This window comes from Aminobacter sp. 01T433 (genome assembly GCF_056398585.1).
Genome location: NZ_JBFTPR010000011.1, coordinates 96,504 through 109,336, shown reverse-complemented (window position 1 = coordinate 109,336; position 12,833 = coordinate 96,504). Strand labels below are relative to the sequence as shown.

8 protein-coding genes are annotated in these 12,833 nt (G+C 61.7%); 3 read left to right on the top strand and 5 right to left on the bottom strand.

The window, feature by feature from the left end:
• Nucleotides 1–30: 30 nt before the first annotated feature.
• From AC1DLV_RS19590 to AC1DLV_RS19575, 4 genes are all read right to left on the bottom strand, one after another.
• Nucleotides 31–1,374: an HlyD family type I secretion periplasmic adaptor subunit gene (locus tag AC1DLV_RS19590; protein WP_476801595.1), complete on the bottom strand. Its 1,344-nt coding sequence runs from the start codon at nucleotides 1,372–1,374 to the stop codon at nucleotides 31–33.
• Nucleotides 1,375–1,386: 12 nt separating this feature from the next.
• Nucleotides 1,387–3,834, bottom strand: a complete 2,448-nt coding sequence (locus tag AC1DLV_RS19585; RefSeq protein ID WP_476801594.1) for a type I secretion system permease/ATPase — start codon at nucleotides 3,832–3,834, stop codon at nucleotides 1,387–1,389.
• A gap of 21 nt (nucleotides 3,835–3,855) precedes the next feature.
• Nucleotides 3,856–5,895: a type I secretion protein gene (locus tag AC1DLV_RS19580; RefSeq protein WP_476836214.1), complete on the bottom strand. Its 2,040-nt coding sequence runs from the start codon at nucleotides 5,893–5,895 to the stop codon at nucleotides 3,856–3,858.
• A gap of 135 nt (nucleotides 5,896–6,030) precedes the next feature.
• Nucleotides 6,031–7,893 (bottom strand): hypothetical protein, encoded by a 1,863-nt coding sequence (locus tag AC1DLV_RS19575; protein WP_476801592.1) that lies wholly within the window; start codon nucleotides 7,891–7,893, stop codon nucleotides 6,031–6,033.
• Between the two features lie 727 nt (nucleotides 7,894–8,620).
• Here AC1DLV_RS19575 and AC1DLV_RS19570 point away from each other — a divergent pair.
• The 3 genes from AC1DLV_RS19570 to AC1DLV_RS19560 all read left to right on the top strand — a co-directional run bounded on the left by AC1DLV_RS19570 (nucleotide 8,621) and on the right by AC1DLV_RS19560 (nucleotide 10,913).
• On the top strand, nucleotides 8,621–9,421 hold the full coding sequence (locus AC1DLV_RS19570; protein WP_476801591.1) for a helix-turn-helix transcriptional regulator: 801 nt from the start codon (nucleotides 8,621–8,623) through the stop codon (nucleotides 9,419–9,421).
• A gap of 7 nt (nucleotides 9,422–9,428) precedes the next feature.
• On the top strand, nucleotides 9,429–9,911 hold the full coding sequence (locus tag AC1DLV_RS19565) for a hypothetical protein (RefSeq protein ID WP_476801590.1): 483 nt from the start codon (nucleotides 9,429–9,431) through the stop codon (nucleotides 9,909–9,911).
• Nucleotides 9,912–10,427: 516 nt separating this feature from the next.
• Nucleotides 10,428–10,913, top strand: a complete 486-nt coding sequence (locus AC1DLV_RS19560; RefSeq protein WP_476801589.1) for a hypothetical protein — start codon at nucleotides 10,428–10,430, stop codon at nucleotides 10,911–10,913.
• Between the two features lie 84 nt (nucleotides 10,914–10,997).
• On the opposite strand, the gene AC1DLV_RS19555 is transcribed toward AC1DLV_RS19560, so the two are convergent.
• Nucleotides 10,998–12,584 carry an ABC transporter substrate-binding protein gene (locus tag AC1DLV_RS19555; protein ID WP_476801588.1) on the bottom strand — a complete coding sequence of 529 codons (1,587 nt, stop codon included), beginning with the start codon at nucleotides 12,582–12,584 and terminating at the stop codon, nucleotides 10,998–11,000.
• Between the last annotated feature and the right edge of the window lie 249 nt (nucleotides 12,585–12,833).

The following is a 12,833-nucleotide window of genomic DNA, read 5'->3' as shown; positions in this document are numbered from 1 at the left end:
ATGGCCCCCAACTCGTTGCCTTGCTCTCGCTCACCGCTCCATGAATGCGCGCGACATGGAGTCGGCGATCGGCTTGGTGAGATACCTGAAGAAGGTGCGCGACTGGGTCTGGACCAGCACCTCGGCTGGCATGCCGGGTGTTGGCGTGAAGCCATGTACCCGGCTGAGTTCGCTCGCCGGCAGGCTCACGCGGGCAAGATAGACTTCCCGCGCCACGGGGCTCGAACTATCGGGCAGGGCATCGGCGGAGACATAAATCACTTGGCCGTTGAGGACCGGCGTGGTGCGCCGGTTGAGTGCGGAAAGCCGCACCGCCGCGCTCTGGCCGACGCGCACATTGTCGATGTCGCCGCGGGAAATCAGCGCTTCGATCACCAGCGGAACGTCCGATGGCAGGATTTCCAGGATCGGTTTGCCACTTTCGATGACGCCGCCTGAGGTGTGGTAGTACATCCGCACGATTGTGCCGGCTACCGGTGCGTTGATGGTGACGCGGTTGAGTACGCTCTGCGCCTGGCGCAGCTGCTCGCGAACCGTGTCGAGATCACCTTCAAGATTCTGAAGTTGGTCGAGCGCGGCCTGCTTGTAGGCCTCTTGTGCCTGCTTGATCTGCTGGTCGAGCTTGATGATCTCGGCACCGGTCTCTGCCACCTGGGCTGCGAGCCGGCCGATCTGGCCGTCGGCATCGGCCATGGCGCGCTGGATCGACTTGAGCTCGGTCGCCCTGAGAAGGCCCTTGTCGGCCAGCGTCTTCTTGCCGGCAAACTCTTCCTTCATCAACTCCAGTTGTCGCACGACCGCGTCGTGCTGCTGCTGATAGCCGTCGGAACGGTAACGGTAGCCGGAGATGTTTTGTTGCAGAAGGTCAATCTCGCTCTGGAGCTTGTTGCGAGCCGCGTCGAAATTCAATTGCTGGCTGTCGACGATTGGTTTGATCTCGGGATCGTCCATGTTGTCGGTGACGTCTTTTGGATACGATATTTGCAGGGCTTGGGTGACCTCGGCCGTCAAGCGGGCGGCGATGGCATCCAGGCGCACCTGGCGCAGGAACAACTGCCGCTCGGTCGCCTTCGCTGCCGTTTCGTCGAGTCGGATCAATGGCTGGTCGTAGCGGACGCGGTCGCCTTCATTGACCAGAAGGTCCTTGATGATGCCGCCCTCCAGATGTTGAACGATCTTGTTTTGGCCCGAAGCCACGAATGAACCCTGGGCGATGATGGCCGCAGCGAGCGGGGCGGTGAAAGCCCAGGTGCCGAAGCCGCCGAAGGTAAGGGCAATGAGCAGCAGGCCGACCTTGGTCTGCTTGCTGATCGAGCGCGGCACGTCTGCGTACCATTCGAGATCGTGGACCTTTACGATTGCCGAGTCGCTCATTGCATTGCCCGCCTATTGGATCTGATGGCCGAAGGAACCGCCTTCAATGCTCAGGCCGCGCTGGGCGAGAGCCTGGAGGACGTCCTGCCGCGCGCCAAACAACGCCACCGTGCCGTTGACCAGCAGCAGGATCTTGTCGACGCTCTGCAGCAGTGCCGGCCGCTGGGTGATGGTGATGACGGTGATCTTGTTTTCCTTGGCGTGCTGGAGCGCCCGCGCAAGGGCGACGTCGCCGGCCGCGTCGAGATTGGAGTTCGGCTCGTCCAGCACGACCATGCGCGGGTTGCCGAAGAAGGCGCGAGCAAGCGCGATGCGCTGCTTCTGGCCGCCTGATAACGGGGCTCCGTCGGCCGCGACAAATGTCTCGTAGCCATGCGGCAAGGTGGCGATCATCTCATGCACGTCTGCGAGTTGGGCTGCCTGGTAGATTTCGGCGTCGGTGGCATCGTCGCGCATACGGGCGATGTTGGCCTTGATCGAGGCGGGGAACAGCTGCACGTCCTGCGGCAGGTAGCCGATGTTTTCACCGAACTGGCGCTGGTCCCAGTTGCGGAGATCCATCAGGTCGAGGCGGACGTTGCCCGACGTCGGCAGGATCGACCCGACCAGCATCTTGCCAAGCGTGGTCTTGCCGGCGCCCGAATTGCCGATGACGGCCAGGGAATCTCCTGGTGCCAGCGCGAAAGTGATGCCGTTGAGCACAACCCGCTTGGTGCCTTGTGGCACAAACAGCAGCCGCTCGACGTCGAGGCGCCCTTCGGGGCGCGGCAGGTTGAGCCGCTCGAAATTGAGCGGAGAGGCCTCGAGCAGGCTGGCGATGCGGCCATAGGCGGCGCGCGACTGGATGACCTGGTTCCAGCCTTCGATGGCGCCTTCGATGGGGCCAAGCGCACGGCTGGCGATGATCGATGCCGCAATCACCATGCCGCCGCTCAGTTGCCCGTCGAGCGCCAGATGCGCGCCCCAACCGAGCATCGCGATCTGGGTGAGCAAACGGGTTGCCTTGGACGCCGAGGCAAAGGCGATGTTGCGGTCCTGGGCGATGACCTGCGCGCGCAGCGAGCTTGCCGTGTCCTTGCCCCAGATGCGGACCGCCTCGGGGATCATGGCGAGCGCATTGATGATCTGCGAATTCCGCGCCATCGAGTCGAGATGCAGGTTGGCCTTGCTGTTGAAGGTGTTGGCTTCGCTGAAAGGCGCTTCGGTCGCGCGCTGGTTGATGATGGTGATGACCAGCAGGATCAGCGACGTCGCAACGACGATGAAGCCGAGATGCGGATGCACCAGGAACACGGCGAGCACAAAGAACGGCGCCAGCGGTGCGTCGAGCAGCGTCAGAAGCGTACCCGAGACGAGGAATGTGCGGAGCTGCTGGAGGTCGCTCAGGGTTTGGTATTCGCGCCCGTTCGAATGCAGCGCCGCACGCGCGGCAGCGCTCAGGATCGGCGCGCCGAGTTGGGCTGCGACCTCAACGGCGGTGCGCATCAGGATCAGACGCCGGATGGCATCGAAGATTGTCTGTAGCACCACCGCGCCGACGATCACGATGGTCAGCATGATCAGCGTGTCGACCGAGCGGCTGGTCAGCACGCGGTCGGAAATCTGGAAGAGATAGAGCGGTATCGCCAGGACCAGGACGTTGCTCGCCAAGGTGAAGAGCATGACGATCAAGAGGTTGCGCCTGACAACCTGGAGGCCAGTCTTGAGCGAGGCGGAAAAATCGACCGGTCCCAGGCGCTTGTGAAAGACGCCCCCGCCACCTCCGCCGCCCCCACCACCGCCACCGCCGCCATCGACGTTGCCCCCTGTCGGACCGTTGGTGTCGGGCAGTTTCTCCTTGGCTTTGATCGGCCCGTTGTCGGCATCGATCACCTTGCCGACCGGCGTTGCGGGCTTGCCCTTCATCTCGGTCTTGGCTTGCGGCTCGGCAATGCGCATTTCGGGAGGAGGGGTCTTTTCTGGTGCGGCCTGTGTCTCGCGCGCTGGCTCGACGGGTATCGGGCGGGGCGAAACAGGGCCCTGCCGTTCAGCGGCCTGAGTTTCGGAATTTGCGCGCTGGGCCGGTTGAAGCTGGGACGGCGGCACGACTTCAGCAGGGGGCTGGGAGGCGCCTTGTGCTGGAATGATCCGCTCGGCAGATGTCACGAATGGCGCGGCGGCCGATGGGCGCGCGGGCGGCGCGGAGGCCGGGACGACGACATCAGCTTGCGGGTGCGCCGTTGCGGTTGCAGCCTTATTGTCGACTGCCTCGTGCAATTCGCCGATGACGTTGTCGATGTAGCGTTCGAGGCGGTCGAGAGCCTCTTCCTGGGACGCGACGGCACTCGACAACTTCTCTTTTTCTTCCGGTAGGGGCTTGGCCTGCACTGGCGTCGGACGCGGCCGGGGGCTTTCCCCCTGGTAGTCGTCATCTGGCGCAGTGTGGAAGACACCCCAGCCCTGCTCGCGGTCGTCAGTCATGTTCGAAATCCTCTGGAGGGCTTAGCCCAGCATGTGCTGCATGACGTCGCCCGATGCGGAATCGGCTGGTTGCGGCGTGATATGGTCCTGATGAGGCGTACTGCTCGTGTCGTGGGTGGTGTCGGTCAAAAAGGCGACAGCCTCGTTGACGAGCGTGTCGGGGTTCTGCGCGCCCAAATGGTCGGGAGCGCTCGAAACGAGGTTGGCCTGGATCAGGACTTCATCGGAGTAGTGGTTGCCGCCGACGTAGATCTTGTTGGCGCCATCGACACTGACGATGGTTGCCTGGTTGGCCAGTTGGTCGTGGCCTGTGGTGATTGACCAGGTGGCATTGGGGTCGGGAGCGAGCTTGCTCATGGCGAGTGCCAGCTGATCGCTGTCGCCCATGACCGTCGTCTGCTTGATGTATTGCAGATTGTAGACGTCGCCCGAAATGTAGAGGACGCGCAGCAGGCCAGCGCCGGCGAAGGCAGGATCGTGCAGGATCGACGTGGCAAGGTCGTGCTTGCCCGCCGCAAGATCGCTCGCCGACTGGTTGTAGCCATCCGGCAGCGTCTGGTAGGTGCCGTTACCGACGTTGACGATGTTTGCCTGGTTCCATGTCAGGTTTCCGCCGGTCGATACCGAGCCATGCCCCGTCGTTTGAAAGTCCGAGACGGCACCGATTATGTTGTTGCTGACCAGCACGTTGGATTGCTGAATGAGGCTGGCGTCATAGACACTGCCGCCGACGATGATGAGATCGTAGTTGTGGCCGAGTTCGTTGAGGTCGACGCTGTTGAACGAGGTGTTGGAGCCAGTCGATACAGCCGTGTGAACGCCTGACGAAGCCGCGATAATGACGTCGTTGTCGGAGACGAAGCTGACCTGGTTGATCCAGTTCATCATCAACAGATCGCCGGTAATCTGCGTCACCACATAGTAGGCCGGGAAGTCTGCGGGAGCTGCGGCCGGGGCGTGATCGGCGGTCGGATCGATGTGCTTGAACATCGCGATGTTGAAGCTCTGGTCAGGGCTTTGATTGGCCTGCCAGCCGCCGACCGACGTGCCGATGCTGTCGCTGCTGGATATGGCGTTGACCTGGACGATCGCGTGAATCGAGACGTGGTCGCCCATGACGGCCATCACGCTGGACGAAGCCCAGTTGTTGATCACCGTGGCAGAGTTGATGACGGTATTGCCGCCGGTCGTAATATTGACGCTCGGACTGACCGTTCCGTCGCCCCAGCCATGCATAAACTGGCCAGAGTCGGGCGCAACCGTTGTATTCAGCGGAGCGCTCGGGGTGCCTTGGGTCGTATCCTTGACCTTCAGGTAATCAACATAGTCCTCCATCTTGGGCGTATCGGCTTCGTTGATGAGCTTGCCGTTGAGGTAGGTGCCGTCGATGGAGGTGCCTTTTGTGGTGAAGATCTCCGCATCGCCATGGCCGTCGGCGCTGAAGCTGTCGAGCCGCGCAATCGCTGTGGTGACGAACTGCGCCATTTCGTGAGCGCTGCCGGGAAGCGTCAGATCGTTGATCGGACTGATGTTGGACGCTGCCTGGTGCAGCGCGTCCAGAAAACTGTTGTCCACCGGCGGCGGTGTGAACTTCAACCCGCTGCCACCGACGCTGACATAGTCGTCGTCTGAAAGGCGGATCTCCTGGTTGAGGATGAAGGCGATCGAGCCTGGCGGGTCGATCGTCGGCAGGTGGACCTGATCACCATCTTCATAAACATGAACTGCTCGCGGGAAGTAATGGTCTGGTGGTGAAATGTACTGGCTATCGGGAATGGGAACTTCCGGCGGCGCGAGGTGGACGTATGGCAATACCGAGGCCATTTCGATGCCCGGCTTGACCGGCAGATATGGCACGTAGGGATCGAAATCCTCCAGTTTGTGGGTGACGTCGACCTTGATGTTGACTGTCGGGCGATCGGGCTGCTGTTCATCAGTCTTGTGCGCTGCCCTGAACTCGTCATAGGCCAGCTTGAGACGGGCCTCTTCTCCCGACGTCTCAAACAAGCCGATGAAATGAACGATCGCCTCGGTGACCTTACCGAAATACGCGGTGTACATAGTATCGCCTCCGCCCGGAGTTCAGGCGCGGTGAGGCTGAGTACGGGCTCCACCGGCCATGGAAGGACTGCGCGGGGTCTCCGCGCAGTCCAGCTTGAGTGGTCTCGTATCTGACGAGGCCTCGGGAGTAGACGGTTACAGCGTTGTGTGGTCGGTAGAGGATTCGCCAGTCAGAATGTGGTGGTAGTCGCCACCCACCACGGTCATGTTGACCGTGTTGCCTTGCAGGTTTGCGCCCATCACGATCGACTGGTTGAACGAGCTCGGGTCGATAAGGGCGTCGGAATGCGCCGTGCTCGTGCCGGTGACGTATCCGTCATGGCCATTGTTCGAGCCCCAGGTGCCGCCGTCGCCGCCTGCTCCGCCGTCGCCGGCCGTCGCAATGCCGCCCGCTCCGCCGATGCCGCCTGCGCCAGCGAATGCAGTGCCGCCCAAGGCGTCGCCGCCATGGCCGTCAGCCCAGGCTCCGCTCAAGGCGCTGCCGCCGTTGCCGCCCCATGCCCCGGCGAGGCCGCCGGTGCTGGCGCCGCCAGTCGCATCGCCATTCGTCGCATGGCCGCCAGTGCCGTCGCCGCCACCGCCGCCGCCACCACCGTTACCAGCGCCCGTGCCCGAGCCGGAGCCCGTGCCGGAGCCGGTGCCAGTGCCCGTGCCAGCGCCGCCAGCCGAAGCAGCTCCGCCGCCAGTTGCATCAGCTGCGCCGCTAGCCACATCGGCTGCGCCAGTCGTCGCCGTGGACGGGCCGACTCCGCCGCCGCCGCCGCCACCGCCGCCATCGCCGGTGTTGCCGGAATTGCCGCCATCACCATTGGCATCGCCGCCAGCGCCGAAATTCAGGATCGGCAGGATGGGTACGAACGCGTCGATGCCGTTACCGCCATCGCCAGTAGCATTGCCACCTTCCGAATGGCCGCTGTCGCCACCCGACGAGCCGTCTCCGGCGTCGCCGTTATGAGCCGTGGCGTCACTGGTGTTGGCCTTGGCATCGCCGGTTTCGGACTTGGCATCGCCACCTTCGGCCTTGGAGTCGCCGCCAAGACCCGCACCCAAGCCGACACCCAGGCCGAGGCCGAGACCGAGGCCGAGGCCCGTGCCTGCGCCACCATTGCCGCCGTCGCCGCCTTCGCCCTTGCCGCCGTCGGCTACGTTTTTGGCATCGCCGCCGTCGCTTTCGCCGCCATTGGCCTTGACGTCGCCCGTGGCGTCGCCGCCGTTAGCACTGCTGGTTGCAATACCGCCATTGCCGTCGCCGCCATCGGCCTTGCCGCCCTTGGCGTCGCCGCCATTGCCGCCGTCGCCGCCATCGGCCTTGGCATTGCCGCCAATGCCGCCGCCGCCGCCGGATACGACGCCGTCACCGGATGTTGCGTGGCCGCCCTTGGCGTCCATGGTCTGGGTAAATGGTGCGTTGTTTGAGACGGTTGCGTTCGACAGCGTGTCGTTGTCCGACAGTTTGGCACTTTGGTTCATGACGAAGGCATTGTTGTTGCCTCCGCCGTTCATCGAATTGTTGAGAACGTCGTTGAAATTTACCTCATCGCCGGTGTGGTAGCTGATGGTGCCGTCCTTGGTGAACAGCAGATCATGAATGGTGCCACCAGTGTTGTTGATGTCGGCAAAGCGGTTGTCGGAATGATCGTCGTGGCCGAGGCCTTCAGCCTGAAGGTCGACCTTGACGCCGACGTCGACGTTGACCTTGGTCTCGTTCTTGTTTTCGTTGGAGTTCTTGTTTTCGGACTCGTTTTTATTTTCGTTCTCAGATTTGGTTTCGTTCTTATTCTCGTTCTTGTTTTCCGATTCGTTGCTATTTTCGTTTTCGTTGCTGTTGTACGCGTCGTTAGTATTGTTGCTCGTATTATCGTTTCCGTTCGTATTGTCTGTTGTATTGGTATTTTCATTACTGTTGGAGTTGTCGCCGTCTTTGCTGTGCGGATCGTACTCGTTCCCTGCATATTGCAGGCCAAACGGATTCAGAGTGTTGGAATTGCGATCAGACATCGTCTTGTCCTCGGTTGGGACCGCGATAGCTGGACCGTTTTCATCTTTCACACGGTCATGGGCTTCACGCGGACGCTTTGCCAATTTGCATTTGCTGAGATTGTTTGGATCGTCATGCCCAGGGGACTACTGGCTGAAGATCCTGCATCGTGTCTGAATGGCCGAGTACCTCCCTGGCTGTGCCTGGGATGGCGGTCGGAATCTTCACAATGCCGTGAACATCTTGCCCTTTTAAACGGCCCCCGATGTCCAATGTTGAAGCCCCGTATGCGCCACGCCCATGCTGATGGAACCGGTGAAGTCTCTCGCTGTGGCCTGAGAATTGTAAGCTAGCAGTTCGCGCTAGGCAGTTCGGTGGATCGTGCCGAGCATTGCCTGTGATGATCTAGATATAGCAGCGTGGGTGCTCACTCATATATTAGGCAGATGCCATATATGTAGAATTGCGAAGCATTTTCAGAAGCGGGCAGTGGGGCGGGAAATCTTGCGCGAGGCTCGGCTCGGCAATGCCAATAGCTCGTATGACGGCTTCCATCGCCAGCCCGCAGTTCCGGCACGATAGCTCAAACGTGCTGGGGGAGCCCCCCAAGAGGAGTAGGCCGTAGCTCGCTATAGCCCGTCTTGCTTATACCGAACCGTTAACGGCAGGTGTATGGTTGCTGAATGAGGCCCCATGATGCGGCTAGTGGGGATGTTGCGTGTTTACGAACAGTGGGCGGGAGAACTCATGTATCGGGTGGCAATTCCCAGCGCGCGCCGCGCTGGCGGAGCAGATGGCTCCGCGCAGAAAGCCTGCAAGACATTGCTGATCGTTGCTCCTGACGATTTCGTGTCGGAGAGCCTGGTCTTTGCAATCGAGCGGGAGTTCCCTTGGGTCGTTGTGGAGCAGGTGCCCACCTTGGCGGAGGCCTGCGCGCGCCGAGACTTCCCAGTGGCGCTGATCCTGCTTGAGGCCGGGCAGTTGCCGGCGGTGGCCGGACATTCCGAGCAATTGATGCAGATGCATCCGGGCGCGCAGATCATGCTGATCCAGGAAGACGGGCAGCAACAAGTCTTGATCCGTGATGTGGTCGCAGTGCGAAACATGCGCGGCGTGCTGCCCATGAACCTGAAGCTCGACGTCTGGCTGTCGGTGGTCAGGCTGGTGCTGCGGGGCGGGGAGTATTTCCCGCTGTCGCTGTTCGAGCCGATCATGGGGCAAAAGTGGGGAGCGGTTGCGGCCGACATCGAAGAGCCGGCCAAGGCAAACCGCCAGCAAGAGAGCGATCCCGACGATTTCGACGAGCTGACGGACCGCGAATTGCAAATCCTGGGCATGGTCGCCCGAGGCTTGCAAAACAAGCTGATTGCCGCCGCACTCGGGCTTTCCGAACACACGGTCAAGATCCACCTTCACAACATCATCACCAAGCTTGGCGCCCACAATCGCACCGAAGCAGCGGCGATCTATCATGGGCGGCGGGACGCGGTCAGCGGGCGAGGTGCAAGCACTTCGGCTGTTTCGCCGACCCAACTGCCGTTGGCATGAGACGGCAATGCCGCGCTTCCAGGATGTCCTGCTCACCGTTGGCCAGCTCAACTACACCTGGACCAACACTGAGAGCCTGCTCATCTACCTGATCGCCGGTCTGGCCAAGGTCGACAAGGAGACAGCGATCATCATCTTCCTGACGCTGAATACGACGCGCGCCCGGCTCGACCTCGTCGAACGCCTCGCCAAGATGGCGAAGACGCCCCAGGCCTGCCGGGACGCGATACTTTCGGTGACTGATCAGCTGACGCACCAAGGCAAGCTGCGCAACAAATACAGCCACTGCATCTATTCGTTCGACGAGACTGGTACCCGTGCCAGCACCCAGCTCATGCGCATCTTCGACAGCAAGGATGCCGTTCGATACGGCAAGCTTGAGGAACTCGACGACAATGAGATGCATCGCATCGGCGCATCGATCGAGGCGATCAGGGACATCAACTTGCAAATATGGAAGATCGTCGAGGACAATGCGTTTCCGCATTGAATTGGGGCGTGCGCCCGCAGGCGCATCACAATGGCGGATTGTGGTTACTCCAAATTGGGCATGCCCGGGCACCCTGAAGCTAGCTTCTCGCTGATTTCAAATCCGCGTATTCTTGAAGTGATGTTTCCAATGGCGGAAACACTCACACCATAGCGCCAGTTTGGGGACGGGCGCATTTTTTCCCTTAGGAGGAAGAAATGACGACGTACCCAATCTGCGCGAGCAGGATCAGGACGATTCTGCTGGTATCTTCAGCATTCGCGGCCATCGGCCTCAGCGCTCCGGCGTCGGCCCAGAACAGCATCCGTCCGCGGATGACGGCCGCGCAATGCCAGCCCCTCACTCAAGGCAACTACAAGCTCTGCTGCATCGCGATCAATCGCGGCAGCATCTTGTCGTCTAACCAGTTGGCGCAATGCCCGCCGATAACCACTTCGCTGATCTCCTCGGTGTTGGTTGGCAGCGACCACAATGGCGCCAACGGTCGCAGCAGCGGCAGTGACCGCAATGGCTCCAATGGACGCTCCGGCGGATCTGGTGGCTCCGGTGGCGCCGGCGGCAGTAGCTCCAGTGGTGGGAGTGGTGGAGCAGGTGGCGGCGGTTCCGGTGGAGCCGGCGGTGGTGCTGGTGGCGGATCCGGTGGCGGCGGAGGCGGGGGCTCCGGCGGCGGTGGCAATGGCGGAGGCGACGGTGGCGGAGGAGGCGGCAGCTCCGCTGGCGGTGGTAACGGCGGCGGCGCAGGTGGGGGCGGAGGCGGCAGCTCCGCTGGCGGTGGCAATGGCGGCGGCGCAGGGGGTGGCGGCGGCGGCAGCACCGGCGGCGGCGGTAATGGTGGAGGTGCAGGGGGTGGCACCGGCGGTGGCGGGGCCAGTAGCTCCGGTGGCGGTGGCGCTGGTGGTGGTTCCGGCGGCGGTTCCGGTGGGGCAGGTGGTGGTTCTGGTGGCGGCGCTGGGGGTGGCGCTGGCGGTGGCGGCAAAGGCGGTTAATTTTCGCCGCAAATAGGTTGGGTGGGGGCGAGGGCGCCGGGTGGCATCCAGATTGGTTGCCGCCCGGTGAGCGTTGGAACGGCCGCAGCCGCCTTTTCAGCTATTTCGAAATCGCCTGATAGCGGTCGTCCGAGAAGGTCGTGCCCATGACGAGGCCCTTGATCCGGGCGCTGACGCCGACCTTGCGGACTTCCTGAAACATCAAGATGAACGGCGAGGTGTCGGTGTGCACCTTCTGGATCGCCTCATACATCGCCTTGCGCTTGCCCGTATCCTGTTCGCGCACGGCGGCCATGGCATCCGGCGACAGCTTGCCGGCGTTCCAGCCGAAACGGTCGGCGAGGCTGTCGGAACCGTCAGGCGCATCCTGCTTGTTGACGGCGAACGCCTTGGCGTTGGAATGCGGGTCGGGATAATCGGGTCCCCATAAGCCAAGCCAGATGTCGAGGTCGTGATTGCGGTAGCGGTCGAGCCATTCGCGGCCGCCGACGATCTGCAGGTTGAGATGCACGCCAGCCTGCGCCATGGATGCCTGGATCGCCTTGGCGAAGTCGGTGAAAGGCAGCGTGTCCCAGACCACCATGTCGAGCGAGAACTCGCCGCTGACGCCGCCTTCAGTCAGCAATGCCTTTGCTTTTTCAATGTCGAAGGTGAATGGCTTGTAGGAAATGGCGCCGAGAAAACCGTTGGGCACCAGCGTCTGGTGCACTTCCATGGTGCCGCGCGAGATGGTGTCGACGATGCCCTGGTAGTCGACGAGGTATTTCATCGCCTCGACCACCTTGGGATTGGCCAGATACTGGTTCCGGACGTTCAGCCCCATATAGTAGATGTTGCCCGAGCGACCGTTGACGATGGCAAGGTTCGGGTCGCTGGCAATGCTGTCGAAATCGTTCGGTCCCAGCCTGTTGGCGATGTCGACTTCACCCGCCTGGAGCAATCTGCGCTGTTCCGCGCTCTCGGCGACATGGCGGATGAGGATGCTGTCGATCTTGGGTGTCGCTCCCCAGTAATTGTCGTTGCGTTTGAGCAGGATCGACTCTTTCGGCTGCCATTTGCTGAGCACGAATGGCCCGGAGCCTGCGGAATTGTCCGACTTCAGCCATTCATTGCCGAAGTCGCCCTCTATTTCATGCTGCTTGACCAGCTTGCTGTCGACGATGCCGCCGATATAGGACGACAGGCAGTAAAACAGGAAGCTCGGCGCATAGGTGTCGGCGATCTCGATGACCAGGGTCTGGTCGTCGAGGGCCCTGATGCGGTCGTCGACATTGTCTGGCGAAAAGCCGAACTGGCCGATGATGAAGGCCGAGCGCGACTTGAGGTGAACCACCCGCCTGAGCGAGAATTCGGCGTCCCACGCCGTCACCGGATTGCCCGAGGCGAAGCGTGCCTTCGGGTTCATCTTGAAGGTGAAGGTCTTGCCGTCGGGCGAAATCGTCCAGCTCTCGGCGAGCACGCCGATGATCTTGGTGGGATCGTTGACGTCGAAGCTGACCAGCGACTGATAGATCTGGCTGCTGGTGAGAACGCCGCCGACCTCGCCGACCTCGCCGGGGTCGAGCGTCATGACATCGTCGATGGCGTCGGCGACGATGAGGGTATTTGCCGGCGTGTTCGCAAAGGCGACGGAGACGGCAAGAACCGCGCCGACCATCGCTGCGGCCATCGCCTTGAGCAAACGCATGCCTTCGTCCCTTCATGAGCCGTCTTGCTGCGGCCCATATCATCGGCACTGCGGCGTCGATCAGAAAATCGTCGCAAAGCGCTGATTTGTGAAGGGGTTATATTCTTTATTCTGAATATGGACATGCGACTTGATCGGAGGAATGGAATTTCGCTCAATTGGCATTTTTGCGCATGGATTTCCGTTCTTGGCGCTAATTTAGGGCTCGCTTGCCGTGTCCGTCGGTCCTTGTTGGATTATAAATGTGGT